General features: G+C 61.0%; 15 protein-coding genes. 8 read left to right on the top strand and 7 right to left on the bottom strand.

Annotated elements, in window-relative coordinates; translation table 11 throughout:
• Positions 1–147 precede the first annotated feature (147 nt).
• Both K5E37_RS08200 and K5E37_RS08195 read right to left on the bottom strand, forming a co-directional pair.
• Entirely contained in the window at positions 148–762 is a 615-nt protein-coding gene (locus tag K5E37_RS08200; RefSeq protein ID WP_221533564.1) for an NAD(P)-dependent oxidoreductase, read from the bottom strand.
• Positions 763–808: 46 nt separating this feature from the next.
• Positions 809–1,687, bottom strand: a complete 879-nt coding sequence (locus K5E37_RS08195; RefSeq protein ID WP_221533563.1) for an MBL fold metallo-hydrolase — start codon at positions 1,685–1,687, stop codon at positions 809–811.
• A 115-nt stretch (positions 1,688–1,802) separates the two neighbouring features.
• Here K5E37_RS08195 and K5E37_RS08190 point away from each other — a divergent pair, with 115 nt between their 5' ends.
• On the top strand, positions 1,803–2,708 hold the full coding sequence (locus K5E37_RS08190) for a LysR family transcriptional regulator (protein WP_221533562.1): 906 nt from the start codon (positions 1,803–1,805) through the stop codon (positions 2,706–2,708).
• 86 nt (positions 2,709–2,794) lie between these two features.
• A complete protein-coding gene (locus K5E37_RS08185) occupies positions 2,795–2,971 on the top strand; it encodes a hypothetical protein (RefSeq protein WP_007953274.1) in 177 nt (58 codons plus the stop codon).
• Positions 2,972–3,071: 100 nt separating this feature from the next.
• On the opposite strand, the gene K5E37_RS08180 is transcribed toward K5E37_RS08185, so the two are convergent.
• Entirely contained in the window at positions 3,072–3,968 is an 897-nt protein-coding gene (locus K5E37_RS08180) for a helix-turn-helix domain-containing protein (protein WP_221533561.1), read from the bottom strand.
• 187 nt (positions 3,969–4,155) lie between these two features.
• On the opposite strand from K5E37_RS08180, the gene pobA reads away from it, so the two are divergent.
• Both pobA and K5E37_RS08170 read left to right on the top strand, forming a co-directional pair.
• The gene (pobA, locus tag K5E37_RS08175; RefSeq protein ID WP_221533580.1) at positions 4,156–5,340 is read left to right on the top strand and encodes a 4-hydroxybenzoate 3-monooxygenase; all 1,185 of its coding nucleotides are present in this window, start codon (positions 4,156–4,158) and stop codon (positions 5,338–5,340) included.
• Positions 5,341–5,688: 348 nt separating this feature from the next.
• Entirely contained in the window at positions 5,689–7,206 is a 1,518-nt protein-coding gene (locus K5E37_RS08170) for an MDR family MFS transporter (RefSeq protein WP_221533560.1), read from the top strand.
• A gap of 136 nt (positions 7,207–7,342) precedes the next feature.
• Here the strand turns inward: K5E37_RS08170 and K5E37_RS08165 are convergent, their stop codons facing one another.
• The 4 genes from K5E37_RS08165 to K5E37_RS08150 form a co-directional block, all read right to left on the bottom strand.
• Complete coding sequence (locus K5E37_RS08165) at positions 7,343–8,191, bottom strand: cache domain-containing protein (RefSeq protein WP_085606706.1); 849 nt, start codon at positions 8,189–8,191, stop codon at positions 7,343–7,345.
• 124 nt (positions 8,192–8,315) lie between these two features.
• Positions 8,316–9,191: an ATPase gene (locus K5E37_RS08160; RefSeq protein ID WP_085606708.1), complete on the bottom strand. Its 876-nt coding sequence runs from the start codon at positions 9,189–9,191 to the stop codon at positions 8,316–8,318.
• 116 nt (positions 9,192–9,307) lie between these two features.
• Entirely contained in the window at positions 9,308–10,300 is a 993-nt protein-coding gene (locus K5E37_RS08155; RefSeq protein ID WP_221533559.1) for an NAD(P)-dependent oxidoreductase, read from the bottom strand.
• A gap of 54 nt (positions 10,301–10,354) precedes the next feature.
• Positions 10,355–11,248 (bottom strand): LysR family transcriptional regulator ArgP, encoded by an 894-nt coding sequence (locus K5E37_RS08150; protein WP_221533558.1) that lies wholly within the window; start codon positions 11,246–11,248, stop codon positions 10,355–10,357.
• 96 nt (positions 11,249–11,344) lie between these two features.
• On the opposite strand from K5E37_RS08150, the gene K5E37_RS08145 reads away from it, so the two are divergent.
• The 4 genes from K5E37_RS08145 (at position 11,345) to K5E37_RS08130 (ending at position 15,534) form a co-directional block, all read left to right on the top strand.
• Positions 11,345–11,746 (top strand): ACT domain-containing protein, encoded by a 402-nt coding sequence (locus tag K5E37_RS08145; protein ID WP_007953258.1) that lies wholly within the window; start codon positions 11,345–11,347, stop codon positions 11,744–11,746.
• A 5-nt stretch (positions 11,747–11,751) separates the two neighbouring features.
• Complete coding sequence (locus tag K5E37_RS08140) at positions 11,752–12,354, top strand: LysE/ArgO family amino acid transporter (RefSeq protein WP_221533557.1); 603 nt, start codon at positions 11,752–11,754, stop codon at positions 12,352–12,354.
• Between the two features lie 175 nt (positions 12,355–12,529).
• Positions 12,530–13,126, top strand: coding sequence for a superoxide dismutase (locus K5E37_RS08135; RefSeq protein ID WP_003227660.1), 597 nt, complete (start codon positions 12,530–12,532; stop codon positions 13,124–13,126).
• A gap of 356 nt (positions 13,127–13,482) precedes the next feature.
• Positions 13,483–15,534 carry a bifunctional diguanylate cyclase/phosphodiesterase gene (locus tag K5E37_RS08130; RefSeq protein ID WP_007953246.1) on the top strand — a complete coding sequence of 684 codons (2,052 nt, stop codon included), beginning with the start codon at positions 13,483–13,485 and terminating at the stop codon, positions 15,532–15,534.
• The last annotated feature ends 80 nt before the right edge of the window (positions 15,535–15,614 follow it).

The raw sequence follows: 15,614 nt of genomic DNA, 5'->3' as shown, positions 1-15,614 counted from the left end.
CGCTCCCCTTCTTTGATCGTTCCCACGCTCCGCGTGGGAATGCAGCTCGGGACGCTCCGCGTCCCATGCCGAAGCGGACGCGGAGCGTCCAATGAGGCGTTCCCACGCGGACGGTTCGACGCCTCGACGTGGGAACGATCAATACGGTCAGTAACCGACCGTAAACCGCTGACGCGAATGCTTCGGCGTTTCCACTTCGTCGATCAGCGCAATCGCGTAATCGGCAAAGGTAATCGAGCTCTGACCATCAGCACTCACCAGCAAGTCATCCTTGCCGATACGGAACTTGCCGGTGCGCTCGCCTTCGACAAACAGCGCCGAAGGCGACAGGAACGTCCAGTCCAGTTCCTTCTCCTGACGCAGCGCATCAAGGAACGCCGCACCAGCACTGGCCTCAGCCTTGTACTCGGCCGGGAAACCGGCGCTGTCGATCACGCGAGTGCCGTCCGGCAGCAACAGCGAACCGGCACCACCGACCACAAGCAGACGTTTCACCCCGGCCTGTTTCACCGGGCCGATCAGCGCGCTGGCCGGTACCGTGGCGAAATGCGCGGCGCTGATCACCACATCGTGACCGGCGACGGCGTCCTGCAACGCGGCGGCGTCCAGCACGTCGACATTCTTGCTGACCACACCGGCGTGGGCGCCGATCTTCGAGGTATCCCGAGCGATGGCGGTGACGCTGTGGCCGCGACGCAGGGCTTCTTCCAGCAGTTGGCTGCCGGCACGGCCGGTGGCACCAATGATTGCGATCTTGCTCATGACATTCTCCAGTTGGCTTGAGAGTGCTGCGTTTTTCAGAATCGGGTTACCACTGCATTTCGCCCTTGGCGACTTTCGCGCTCAGCTCCAGCGAGCTTTCTTCGCCCAGTGTCGGGTAGCGTTTTTTCATCGCGGCGATCAGCGCGGCAGAGTCCTTGGCCTTGGCGGTTTCTGCGTCGAAAGCCTTAATGTAGTCGGCGGTGAATTTCACGGCCGCCAGCGAACGGGCGCTGTCACCCAGGTAGTGACCCGGCACCACGGTTTTCGGTTTCAGGGTTTCGATCGAGTGCAGGGTTTCCAGCCAGTCGGCGTGGGATTGCGCAGTCTGGGTGTCGGCCATCCACACGTGGATGTTCTCGGCGACGACCACACCACCGACCACGGCTTTCAACGAAGGAATCCACACGAAGCTGCGATCCGGTTGTTTGCCTTCCAGGCCGACCACCTGCAGTTTCTGACCTTCGAGCATCAGGCTGTCGCCCTTGAGCACGCCCGGCACGATGGTTTTGGCCGGCACGTCGGCGCCCATTTTCGGGCCCCAGAAGGCGAGTTTACCGTCGACGGTTTTTTTGATGTGATCAACGGTCGGTTGCGAGGCCAGCACCTTGGCATCCGGGAAGGCTTTGGTCAGGGTGTCGAGACCGAAGTAGTAATCCGGGTCACCGTGGCTGATGTAGATGGTGGTCAGTTGCTTGCCGCTGGCGCGGATCTTCTCCACCACTTGCTCGGCCTGGGATTTGCCGAATTGCGCGTCCACCAGAATCGCGTCTTTCTCACCGCTGACCAGCACCGAAGTCACCGGGAAGATCGCGTTGGTGCCCGGGTTGTAAACGTCGAGGGTCAGATTCGCGGCCGCTGCATGGGCAGCAAAACCGAGGGTGGCGGTGGCCAGTAAAACGCGCTTGAGGATGGTGAAGCCGATCATGGGTTGCTCCGCTGTTCGAATGCCGTGCTTGGCGATGGGGACAGAGCTTAGTTGCCAGACTCGTTACAAAAAATGCGATGCTTGAACATAGTTTGTTTCTGAAAGCGGGCAAATCATGGATCGTCTCCAAGCAATGCGGGTGTTTGTCACGGTAGTGGATCTGGGCAGCCAGTCGGCGGCGGCCGATCACCTGGACCTGTCGCGCCCGGTAGTGTCGCGCTATCTGGCGGAACTGGAAGACTGGGTCGGCGCGCGCCTGATGCACCGCACCACGCGCAAGTTGAGCCTGACCGCCGCCGGCAACGAAATCCTGCCGCGCTGCCGGCAGATGCTGGAGCTGTCCGGCGACATGCAGGCCGCCGTCAGCGAACCTGCCGATGCGCCACGGGGTTTGCTGCGGATCAGCGTCAGTACCTCTTTCGGTCAGGCGCAACTGGCCGATGCCGTGGCGGCGTTCGTCAAAGCGTATCCGGGGGTGAACATCGATCTGCAAATGCTCGATCGCACCGTGAACCTGGTGGACGAGCGCATCGACCTGGCGATCCGCACCAGCAACGACCTCGACCCCAACCTGATCGCCCGGCGCCTGACGGTCTGCCGTTCGGTGGTCTGCGCCGCGCCCGCCTATCTGCAGGAACATCCGCAGCTGCAGCGGGTTGAAGATCTGAGCCGGCACAACTGCCTGACCCATTCCTATTTCGGCAAGAGCCTGTGGCATTTCGAGGAAGATGGCGAACCGGTCTCGGTGCCGGTGCAGGGCAACATCAGCGCCAACGAGGCCAGCACCCTGCTGCGCGCGACCCTGGCCGGCGCCGGCGTGGCGATGCTGCCGACCTATCAGGCCGGGGTGCATGTGCACAGCGGCGAACTGGTTCGCCTGCTGCCCCACGCCGAGCCGCGACAGATGAACATCTACGCCGTGTACGCCTCGCGCAAGCACATGCCGGCGGCGCTGCGCTGCATGCTGGATTTTCTGGTGCAGCGTTTTCCCGAAAACCCGCAATGGGATATCGGGCTGTAATCCCGTTCGCATAGCCGCTGGCAACTCCACGGCGCTGACCTATGCTGAAAGTAGTACCCAAGGGTATTCGTTCAGAGGTCAACGCCATGAACACCAGAACAAGAAGATACCTCGCGATTTTCATCACCTGCGCGGCCACGCTGGCGCTGTATGGCACCGCGGCGTGGCGCGTGGAGCAGTTGCGGCAACTGCCCCGTGAATACGCGAGCTGCAACTTCGAGCGCTGCATCCCTCACAACGCCACCCTCAACGCCCTGCGCTGACGCAGGACGTCTGTGGGAGTGAGCTTGCTCACGAAGGCGGCGTGTCAGGTGGCAAAACTGCCGGCTGATACACCGTCTTCGCGAGCAAGCTCGCTCCCACCTATTCACTCTCTTGTTGTTCGGATTTGAGTCGGTCGCGGAACGCCTTTGGCGAGATCCCCACCCGGCGCCGGAACAGGCGCGTGAAGTTGGTCGGATCGGAAAACCCCAACACCTCGGACATCTCGTAAATCGTCATGCTCGTATAAGTCAGCAGACGCTTGGCTTCCAGCAATTGACGCTCGTGCATGATCTGCAACGCCGGCTGCCCCGCCAGTTCACGGCAGGTGCCGTTGAGGTGCGAGACGGAAATCCCCAGGCGATGGGCCAGGTCTTCGACCTTGACGTGCTGGCGGTAGGTTTCTTCGACCAGTTGAATGAACCCGTTGAGGTATTCGCGCTGACGCTGCGGGCGTAGCGTGGCGTTGTGGCGGTGGATCGCCTGACGGCTGACCCAGACCATGATCACGCTGACCAGCGAATGCATGAGCATTTCACGCGCCGGTTGATGGCCGTTGTACTCGGCCTGCAACGCGGCAAACAAACTGTTGAGGTACTCCGCGTCCTTGCCCGCCGGATAGCTTTCGGCCTGGGCCAGGGCCTGCACCGCGCTGCCCAGTTGCGCCTGCAAATGGTTGATCAACGGTGTGGCGAGGGTGACGACAAATCCTTCGACGTCCTCGGAAAAACGGAATCCATGCACCGATAACGGCGGCAGGATCTGGATCGCGGCTTCGTTCAGTTGCGTGCGTTGGCCTTCGATTTCAAGCTCTGCCTGACCTTTGAATACGAAGAGCAACTGGCACAAATCGGCGTGGCGGTGGGGTTTGATTTCCCATTGGTGTTCGCGGCTGCGTTTGGAAATGGTTTCACAGTGCAGCAAGTCAGGGGTCGGCCAGTCCAGGCTTTCACCGTAGAGCTTGAACACCGGAATCGAAGGCAGGTCAGGCTTGTTCATCACTTCAATCCAGGCCTCGAGGTTTGCGGGCGATAATCGCACCGATTGGCAGAATGTACAGGTATCGGCTCAGTTTTCACCTTCAATTGACAGACCCGCAAGGGAAAAATGCAAGCACTCGAATCCTGAAAATCATTCACCGGCCGTTGTCGCGTGAAGCTTGCGAGTCATAAAAACAATGAAAACGCTGAAAACCCAAGTCGCCATCATCGGCGCCGGTCCGTCCGGATTATTGCTCGGCCAACTGTTGCACAACGCCGGCATCGACACCCTGATTCTGGAGCGCCAGACACCTGACTATGTGCTCGGCCGAATCCGCGCCGGCGTGCTTGAACAAGGCATGGTAGAGCTGTTGCGCGAGGCTGGCGTAGGTCAGCGGATGGATGCCGAAGGGCTGGTGCACGGTGGTTTCGAACTGGCCCTCGACGGGCGCCGGATCCACATCGATCTGCAAGCCCTGACCGGTGGAAAAACCGTGACGGTCTACGGCCAGACCGAGGTCACTCGCGACCTGATGGCCGCTCGTCGGGAGACCGGTGGGCAGACAATTTACGAAGCCAGCCATGTCGTTCCCTGTGACATGAAAAGCGACGAAGCTTATGTCACCTTCGAAAAGGACGGCGAAACCTGGCGTGTCGATTGTGACTACATCGCCGGTTGCGACGGTTTCCACGGCGTGGCCCGGCAGTCGATTCCCGAGGATTGCCTGAAAGTCTTCGAACGGGTTTATCCGTTTGGCTGGCTGGGGATTCTCGCCGATACTCCACCGATTCACGATGAACTGGTCTACGCCCGCCACGAACGCGGCTTCGCCCTGTGCAGCATGCGGTCGGCGACTCGCACCCGTTATTACCTGCAAGTGCCGGCCGAAGAAAACGTCGATGACTGGTCGGATCAGCGTTTCTGGGATGAACTGCGCAATCGTCTGCCGGAGGATCTGGCGCAGAAACTGGTGACCGGTCCGTCGATTGAAAAGAGCATCGCGCCGCTGCGCAGTTTTGTGGTCGAGCCGATGCAGTACGGGCGGATGTTTCTGGTCGGGGATGCGGCGCACATTGTTCCGCCGACCGGTGCCAAAGGTCTGAATCTGGCGGCCAGCGATGTCAGCACGCTGTTCAGGATTTTGCTGAAGGTCTACCGCGAAGGTCGCACCGAGTTGCTGGAAAAATACTCGGAGATCTGCCTGCGCCGGGTGTGGAAAGCCGAGCGGTTTTCCTGGTGGATGACCTCGATGCTGCACCGCTTCGACGAGCATGATGATTTCAGCCAGCGGATCTGCGCTTCGGAACTGGACTACTTTGTCAGCTCAGAGGCGGGGCAAAAAACCATTGCAGAAAATTACGTCGGGCTTCCTTATGAGGCTATCGAATAGCCTGCTACCAGAGGGTGTGTCATCCATTATTTCCCGCGCCGCGCCGGGTGTGCTGTTACGCAGGGCAAGGCGCGAGGAGCGTAGTTTGGTCATTCCAAATAAGCTCCGAGCAACGCAGCCCTGCGTAACAGCACGCCCGGCCCTTCGGGTTGTCACCTGAAAGCGGGCCATGCGGCGTTGCAGCCCTCGGCAAGGAAACAACCCTTACCTTCGGGCTGCGCCTTGCCTGGCCCGCTTTCAGGTGGCAACGCGGCGCGGGAAATAATGGATGACACACCCTGTTACACTGGCGAGCATCCCCGCTCGCCTGGCGATCTGCGGGACACTCACTGCCCGCAGGTTTTGCCCGTGACCAATCTCAACCATCCCGAAACGCCCAAACCGGCCATTCGCAGCGTGCTGGTCGCGCTGATGATGGCGATCTTTCTCGGTGCGCTGGACCAGACCATCGTCGCCGTTTCCATGCCGGCCATCTCCGCCCAGTTCAAGGACGTCAGCCTGCTGGCCTGGGTGATTTCCGGCTACATGGTGGCGATGACCGTGGCGGTGCCGATCTACGGCAAGCTCGGTGACCTGTACGGGCGGCGCAAACTGATGCTGTTCGGCATGGGCCTGTTCACCCTCGCCTCGCTGTTCTGCGGCATGGCCCAGAGCATGGAGCAACTGGTGCTGGCGCGGATTTTCCAGGGCATCGGCGCCGGCGGGATGATTTCGGTGAGCCAGGCGATCATCGGCGACATCGTGCCGCCTCGCGAACGCGGGCGTTATCAGGGTTATTTCAGCAGCATGTACGCGGTGGCCAGCGTCGCCGGCCCGGTGCTCGGCGGTTACATGACCGAGTACCTGTCATGGCGCTGGGTGTTCCTGATCAACCTGCCGTTGGGCCTTGGCGCTTACTGGGTGGCGCGACGCAACCTGATCGGCCTGCCGATTCCCCAGCGCAAACCAATCATCGACTACCTCGGCACGCTGCTAATGATCATCGGTCTGACGGCGCTGTTGTTGGCGATCACTCAGGTCGGCCAGGGTTACGCGTGGCGCAGCAGCGAAGTGCTCGGGCTGTTCGCTTGCGCGGTGGCGGTTTTGGCGGTGTTCGTCTGGCATGAGCGGCGCGCCCGGGAGCCGTTGCTGCCGATGCACCTGTTCACCAACCGCAGCGCCCTGCTGTGCTGGTGCACGATTTTCTTTTGCAGCTTCCAGGCGATTTCGTTGATTGTGCTGATGCCTCTGCGCTTCCAGAGCGTAACCGGTGCTGGCGCCGACAGCGCCGCACTGCACCTGCTGCCGTTGGCGATGGGTTTGCCGATCGGCGCGTATTTCGCCGGACGTCGCACCTCGATCACCGGACGCTACAAACCGCAGATTCTGACCGGCGCGCTGCTGATGCCGATCTCGATCCTCGGCATGGCCTTCAGCCCGCCGGATGCGACGTTGCTCAGCAGCCTGTTCATGCTGCTCAGCGGGATCGCCGGTGGCATGCAGTTCCCGACCTCGCTGGTCGGTACGCAGAATTCGGTGGAGCAAAAGGACATCGGCGTCGCCACCAGCACCACCAACCTGTTCCGCTCCCTGGGCGGCGCGGTGGGCGTGGCATTGATGTCGGCGCTGTTGCTGGCATTGTTGCAGGATTCCAGTTTCGCCCACCTGGCCGGCAGCTCGCTGATGAGCGAAGGGCATTCCGGTAACGTGCTGCTCGATGGCCTGAACGCGGCGCCCGGCGATGCGAAGAATGCCTTGCGTGCCGAACTGCTGGTGACGTTCCGGCATTTGCTGATGGTCAGCGCGGCGGTGTCGCTGCTCGGGCTGGCGGCGGCGATTGCGATGCCGAACCGGTTGCTGCGGGGCCGTGAACACGGCGCCCGCTGACTGTAGAACACCGTATGACCTGTGGGAGCGACGGTGCGACGACTCGACTTGCTCGCGATTGCGGTTGATCAGTCGACATTTGCGTCACTGCTACATTGCTATCGCGAGCAAGCTCGCTCCCACAGGGGAAGTGCAATCAAGCACTGTAATAACCGACCGCCACCAGCATGTTCCCGACCTTCTTCAGGTAGGCATGCTTGTCCTCGACCTTGCCGGTCACCGGGTTTTTCCAGCGGTACTCGTACTCGCCCTCATCCTGTTTGCCGATCAGCGCCAGAATCGGTTCGCCCACCGGTTTGCCTTCCGGGTCATCGACCTTGGCGAAATCGGTGTTGATCAACCGCAGGTTGGTGCCGTGGGCGACGTAGCGCCGGTTGTCGAGATTGACCACGAACACATACAGGTCGTCCTGCAGGTAACCACCCTTGAGCGAGTTGATTGCGGACAGCGTGCCCTTCTCGTCCTTGGTCAAATCGGTGGCCGCTTTGTCGAGCAACGCTTTCGCCTGTTCTGCCGACGCACGCGGCAGGTAATAACCCACCGCCAGAATCCGCTGACCGATGCGTTGATAGTAAACGTGCTTGCGCTCGACCTTGCCGTCGGACCAGTTCTGCCAGCGGTATTCGGCCTGCTGGATGCCGTTGCCTTCCGGCACTTTCAAGGCGTCCTTGAAGGACTTCTGCAAGTCCGGCCCGAGGACTTCGCTGACGTCGCGACCGATCAATGCCGACGACGGCCCACCGCTGGCGAGCATCACGCCCTTGGTGTCGACCACGAACACGTAACGGTCCTTGTCGACGAATTCGCCCTGTCGGCTGAACGCCGCGAACGCCTTGTCGCCGTTGTCGTGGTAATAGGCCAGAGCCTTTTCCAGCAAGGCGATGGCGGCCTTGCTGTCGTCTTTTTCCGTGGTGGCCGCGTTGGCCTGACCGAAACTCAACAGCAGCACCGCGCCGAGCCAGGCCAGCTTGTGCACAAACCCCATGACGCATCCCTCGTTCTTGTTGGTGTTTCAAGAGCGTAGACGGCCTGAAGGCATGTATGGATATTCAGAAAGCTTCTGAATGTTGCTGTGGCGAGGGCGTTCATTCCCTCGCCACACAAGAGGCTTACGGACGGGCGTTGAGTTGCTGCTGCAGGTTCTGGATCTGCGCTTGCAGGGTGTTGATGTTGCGGGTCATCTGCCCACGGAAGGCATCGAACTCGGCAGTGTTGGTGCCGCCCTGCGCAGCGGCCGGACGGTTGTCCTGCTCGCTTTTGAGGATGACGATTTCCTGCTCCAGACGATCGATTGCAGGGTTCGACCCACTTTGTTTCTTCAGGGCCGTGATGTCGGCACCGAGGCTCTTGAACTGCGCATCGAAACCCTTCACCTGTGCATCGAAGCTCTTGAGCTGGGCGTCAAGCTTGCTGGTGTCGGCCGGGGTGCTTTTCAGCGTGGCCAGTTCGGCGCTCAGGGCTTTGACCTGGGCTTGCAACTGGGTGTTGGCGTTCTGTTGTTCGGTGGTCTGGGCGGTCATCTGCGCCAGGCGCTTGTCCAGATCCGTCGCCTGCCCGGCCACGCCCTGCTGCTGTTTGCTCTGATCCTGAAGCGCGCTTTGCAGCTGTTTGATCTGCAGCTTCAGGGCTTCGCTGTCGGTGGTGACGTTGGTCTGGCTGGCCACGACCTTGCCGGAAATGTCCTGCAAGCGCCCCGCTGCTTCCTCACTGATGCGCGCGAAACTTTCCTGGGTCGCCACCAGTTGCTGCTCCATCAGCGAAATCTGCTGGAAGCTCCACCAGGCCAGACCGATGAAGGCGAAGAACAATGCGCCGACCAGTGCCCACAACGGCCCGGTGCTGGCGGCTTTGACCTTGACCACCGGCGGCGTGCGCGAATGCAAGGTGGTGCGGGCGGTGGCCGGAAAATCGTCGTCATCGAGGGTATCGGCGCGCAGGCTCGGTACATCGTCGAAATCGTCGTGGGCATCGTTACGCATGGACATTGAGGCAACCTTTGTGAAACGCGGTGATGGCAGATTGGGGCGAAGTATAAACCCCGCGGCCGCTGGGGTTGACCCTCAAGCCGTGGCGCGGTTCAGTGCCGGCCGGCAGATTCGTATCAACGAATGTCCTGGGCCTTCCACCAGCCACAGAACTCATCGAGGGCCGTCCACAGACTGACTTTCGGATCGTAGTCCAGATAATGCCGGGCGCGACTGATGTCGAGGGTGAAATTTTTGTTCATCACCTGCATGCCCAGGCGCGACAGGGTCGGCTCGGGACGCCCGGGCCAGAGCTTGCACACACCTTCGTTAAGCGCCGCCACGCTGTAGGCCAGACCATAGGAACGGTACTTGGTGACCTGTGGGACTTCCATCTTGCGCATCACGTAATTGACCACATCCCACAGCGGCACCGGGGCGCCGTTGCTGATGTTGTAGGCCTTGCCCAGTGCGGAGGCGTCGGCCAGCAGACTGCTGAGCAACGCTTCGTTGAGGTTGTGCACGCTGGTGAAATCGACCTTGTTCAGACCGTTGCCGATGATCGCCAGACGGCCCTTGCGCTGCATGTTCAGCAAGCGCGGGAAGATGCTCATGTCGCCGGCGCCGGTGACGAAACGCGGGCGCAGGGCGAGGGTTTCGAGACCGAATTCCTGGGCGCCGAAGACCTTTTGCTCGGCCAGGTATTTGGTCGCGGCGTAGTGATGCTTGAAGCGCTTGGGCACTTGTTCTTCGGTCAGGCCGAGGTGGTCGCGACCGTCAAAGTAGATCGAGGGCGACGACAGATGCACCAGCCGCCGAACCCGTTGTTTCAGGCAGGCCTCGACCACGTTTTCGGTGACCTGGACGTTGCCCTGATGGAAGTCCTGATACCGGCCCCACAAGCCGACCGCACCGGCGCAATGCACCACGACTTCGACATCGCTGCACAGCGCACGCACCAGATCCGGATCGCTCAAATCGCCTTGAACGAACTCGGCGCCGCGACGCACCAGATGCTCGACACCCTCGGCCCGGCGACCGTTGACCCGCACGTCCAGGCCCTGCTCCAGGGCGAAACGCGCAAAGCGTCCGCCAATGAAGCCGCTTGCGCCGGTGACCAGAATTTTCATGTAGAGCTCCGCTGTCTTTCGTTTTGCCTGATTCGTGAGTCTTGACGCTGGCCGTCAGTCCAACGGCACCAGCCATTGCGCCGACGAGCGCACCAATTGCTCGGTCAACAGCCCGAGCAACTGACCGCCATTGCGCCAATGATGCCAGTACAAGGGCACGTCGATCGGTTTATCTGGCAACAGTTCGCGCAGCAAGCCGCGCTCCAGCTGCTCGCGCACCTGCAATTCCGGCACCAGTCCCCAGCCGAGCCCGACTTCGGTCAGGCGGATAAAACCTTCGGACGACGGGCACAGGTGATGTTCGAAACCGCCATCGACGCCGAGGGACGCGAGGTATCGATGCTGCAGAAAGTCGTCCGGGCCAAATACCAGCGCCGGGGTGCGCGGCAATTGTTCGGCCCGCACGCCATCGGGAAAATGCCGCTCGATGAACGCCGGACTGGCCAGCGCTCGATAGCGCATCGCCCCGAGCAACACGCTGCGCGCGCCTGCCACCGGTCGCTCACTGGCGCACAGGCAACCGGCCACTTCACCGGCGCGCATGCGTTTGAGGCCGACGGTCTGGTCTTCGACGATCAGATCGAGCAATAGATGTTGTTCGGCGCAGAATTCGCCCACCGCCTCGGCCCACCAGGTGGCGAGGCTGTCGGCATTCAGGGCGATGCGCAGGCGCTCCGGCAGGCCTTCTTCGTCCAGCGCCGGCACCAGCGTCTGCAAATCCCGCTCGAGCAGGCGCACTTGCTGCACATGGTTGAGAAGACGTCGGCCAATCTCGGTCGGCGACGGCGGCGTGCCACGCACCAAAACCGGCTGGCCGACCCGCGCTTCCAGCAGTTTGATCCGCTGGGAAATCGCCGATTGCGAAAGGCCAAGCACCTGCGCCGCCCGTTCGAATCCGGCCTGCTCGACCACAGCGGCCAGAGCGGAAAGCAATTTGTAGTCGAACATCAGTTTTCCTAATGAGCGATCAGCACTATTTGTTATTCTTATACAGCGTCGACCGGGAGAATAGCCAGCAAGCACTCTTTATCAAGGACCATCCCCATGGCTGGCGAAACCTCGTTGACCACCCTGTTGCGCAGCATGAGCCCGCAGCTCAATGCCGGCGAATACGTCTTCTGCACCTTGCGCGACGGCCAGTTGCCGAGCGGCCTGGAGGTCGTGGGCAGTTTCCGTGAACAGGAAGGCCTGACGGTGATTCTTGAACGGTCCCACGCCGAGCGCGCCGGTTTCAGTTTCGACTACGTCGCGGCCTGGATCACGTTGAACGTGCATTCGGCGCTGGAAGCCGTCGGCCTGACCGCCGCATTCGCCACCGCACTGGGCAAGGCCGGGATCAGTTGCAACGTGATCGCCGGTTATTACCACGACCATCTGTTCGTCGGTCAGGCCGACGCCGAACGTGCCATGCAAGTGCTGCGCGATCTCGCAGCCAACGCGGAGTAACCGTCATGTGGCAAAGCTATACCAACGGTTTGCTGGTGGCGTTCGGGCTGATCATGGCGATCGGCACCCAGAACGCCTTTGTCCTGGCGCAGAGCCTGCGGCGTGAACATCACCTGCCGGTCGCGGCGCTGTGCGTCGCCTGCGATGCGTTGCTGGTGGCGGCAGGAGTATTCGGTCTAGCCACGGTGCTGGCGCAGAACCCGACCTTGCTGGCGGTCGCCCGCTGGGGCGGCGCGGTGTTTCTGATCTGGTACGGCAGCCAGGCGTTGCGCCGGGCCTTCTCGAAACAGAGTTTGCAGCAGGGTGAAAACCAGACCGTACGTTCGCTGCGGGCGGTGATGCTCAGCGCACTGGCGGTGACGCTGCTCAACCCGCACGTCTATCTCGACACCGTTTTGCTGATCGGTTCTCTCGGCGCGCAACAGTCGGTGCCCGGCGCTTATGTGATTGGCGCGGCGAGTGCTTCGCTGCTGTGGTTCTTCACCCTGGCGTTCGGCGCGGCATGGCTCGCACCGTGGCTGGCGCGGCCGAGTACGTGGCGGATTCTCGATCTGTTGGTCGCGGTGATGATGTTCACGGTGGCGGGTCAGCTCATTCTGGCTTCGTGATTATTCCAAACAGCTCTGGAACCTCTATCCCACACAGTTGTTGCGTGGTTAAGCCGCACCCCCGGTGCTATGATCCGAACCCTGCGCCGCAAAGAGTAAAAACTCGCCGGTGCATTTCTGGCCGCCCGTGATCGGCCTTGCGCTCACCGCAACAGACCTGATTAGGAGAATCATCATGGCTTTCGAATTGCCGCCGCTGCCTTACGCACACGATGCCCTGCAGCCGCACATTTCCAAGGAAACCCTGGAATTCCACCACGACAAGCACCACAACACCTACGTCGTGAACCTGAACAACCTGGTGCCAGGCACCGAGTTCGAAGGCAAGACCCTGGAAGAAATCGTCAAGACTTCCTCGGGCGGCATCTTCAACAACGCCGCTCAGGTCTGGAACCACACCTTCTACTGGAACTGCCTGGCGCCAAACGCCGGCGGTCAACCAACCGGCGCACTGGCTGAAGCCATCAACGCGGCTTTCGGTTCGTTCGACAAGTTCAAGGAAGAGTTCAGCAAAACCTCGATCGGCACCTTCGGTTCCGGCTGGGGCTGGCTGGTGAAAAAGGCTGACGGTTCCCTGGCTCTGGCCAGCACCATCGGCGCCGGCAACCCGCTGACCAGCGGCGACACCCCGCTGCTGACCTGCGACGTGTGGGAACACGCTTACTACATCGACTACCGTAACCTGCGTCCAAAATACGTCGAGGCGTTCTGGAACCTGGTCAACTGGAAGTTCGTGGCCGAGCAGTTCGAAGGCAAGACCTTCACCGCTTAAGCTGCACGCCAGACAAAAAACCCGGCCATTGCCGGGTTTTTTTCTGCCCGCAGAAATCATCATGGGTGAGTCGCATCACAAACAGGGCCTTTTCCCACACGTAAAGCAGCCCTTCTCGCCTTGCTCCCAAGCCACGGCGAACTACCATCAAAAGAGGAAAAATTGTCCGACGCCCCTCAAGTTGGAGACCGAAACTACCGACACAGTACAAATAGGGCAAATACTCCAGACAGCAGCATTTCGGCCAAGGCCACGGACAAATTTTCCGCGGCTCGATTGTCCCTTTGACTGCCAACACGGGATTGCCAATACTCATGGCAACTTGACGCTACCCGCACGGAACAAGGAATAACCCTTTGAAGCTGGAACTCAAGAACAGCTTGTCGGTGAAGTTGCTCCGGGTCGTGCTCCTGTCGGCATTGATCGTCGGCGTGGTCTTGAGCTGCGCGCAGATCGTTTTCGATGCCTATAAAACACGCCAGGCCGTCGCCGGCGATGCCGAACGCATCCTCGACATGTTCCGCGATCCCTCTACCCAGGCGGTCTACAGCCTGGACCGGGAGATGGGCATGCAGGTGATCGAAGGCCTGTTCCAGGACGACGCCGTGCGCCAGGCCTCCATCGGCCATCCCAACGAAGCGATGCTCGCGCAAAAGTCGCGTGAGCTGCAGCATTCCAACAGCCGCTGGCTGACCGACCTGATTCTTGGCCAGGAACGCACCTTCACCACCCAACTGGTGGGACGTGGCCCCTACAGCGAATATTACGGCGACCTGAGCATCACCCTCGACACCGCCACCTACGGTCAGGGTTTCATTGTCAGCTCGGTGATCATCTTCATTTCCGGCGTGTTGCGTGCCTTGGCCATGGGTCTGGTGCTGTACCTGGTCTATCACTGGCTGTTGACCAAACCGCTGTCGCGGATCATCGAACACCTCACCGAGATCAACCCGGACCGCCCCAGCGAACACAAGATTCCGCAGCTCAAGGGCCACGAGAAAAACGAACTGGGTATCTGGATCAACACCGCCAACCAGTTGCTCGAATCCATCGAACGCAACACCCACCTGCGCCACGAGGCGGAAAACAGTCTGTTGCGCATGGCCCAGTACGACTTCCTCACCGGCCTGCCGAACCGCCAGCAATTGCAGCAGCAACTGGACAAGATCCTGGTGGATGCCGGCAAGCTGCAGCGTCGGGTTGCGGTGTTGTGTGTCGGACTGGATGACTTCAAAGGCATCAACGAACAATTCAGCTACCAGACCGGCGACCAGTTGTTGCTGGCCCTGGCTGACCGGCTACGCGCCCACAGCGGTCGCCTCGGCGCCCTCGCCCGTCTCGGCGGCGACCAGTTCGCGCTGGTGCAGGCCGATATCGAACAGCCTTACGAAGCGGCGGAACTGGCGCAAAGCATTCTCGATGACCTGGAAGCGCCGTTCGCCCTCGATCATCAGGAAATCCGCCTGCGCGCGACCATCGGCATCACCCTGTTCCCGGAGGACGGCGACAGCACCGAGAAGCTGTTGCAGAAAGCCGAGCAGACCATGACCCTGGCCAAGACCCGCTCGCGCAACCGCTATCAGTTCTACATCGCCAGCGTCGACAGCGAGATGCGCCGCCGTCGCGAACTGGAAAAAGACCTGCGCGATGCCTTGCTGCGCGATCAGTTCTACCTCGTCTATCAGCCGCAGATCAGCTACCGCGATCACCGTGTAGTCGGGGTCGAAGCATTGATCCGCTGGCAACATCCGGAACACGGTCTGGTGCCGCCGGACCTGTTCATCCCGCTGGCCGAGCAGAACGGCACCATCATCGCCATCGGCGAATGGGTGCTGGATCAGGCCTGCAAGCAACTGCGCGACTGGCACGATCAGGGCTTCGTCGACCTGCGCATGGCGGTCAACCTGTCCACCGTGCAACTGCACCACGCCGAGCTGCCACGGGTGGTCAACAATCTGTTGCAGATGTACCGCCTGCCACCGCGGAGCCTGGAGCTGGAAGTCACCGAAACCGGCCTGATGGAAGACATCAGCACCGCCGCCCAGCACCTGCTGAGCCTGCGCCGCTCCGGCGCCTTGATCGCCATTGACGACTTCGGCACCGGCTACTCCTCACTGAGCTATCTCAAGAGTCTGCCGCTGGACAAGATCAAGATCGACAAGAGCTTCGTCCAGGACCTGCTGGATGACGACGATGACGCGACCATCGTTCGCGCCATCATTCAACTGGGCAAGAGCCTGGGCATGCAGGTGATCGCCGAGGGCGTGGAAACCGCCGAACAGGAAACCTACATCATCTCCGAAGGCTGCCACGAAGGTCAGGGTTACCACTACAGCAAACCGCTGCCGGCGCGCGAGCTGAGCGTTTATCTCAAGCAGGCCCAGCGCAGCAACGCGGCCATCCTCTGAAGTCTCCCTGCGAAGCCCGGCAAAACCCTTGATCCGCCGGGCGTGGTCTACGCTGTTGATCCAGCGCAACCCCCACGCAA

It is taken from the genome of Pseudomonas sp. RIT778, from assembly GCF_019718735.1.
Taxonomy (GTDB): Bacteria; Pseudomonadota; Gammaproteobacteria; order Pseudomonadales; family Pseudomonadaceae; genus Aquipseudomonas; species Aquipseudomonas aphyarum.
Note: the sequence above shows the minus strand (reverse complement) of the source record. Positions and strands in the feature narration are given on the sequence as shown.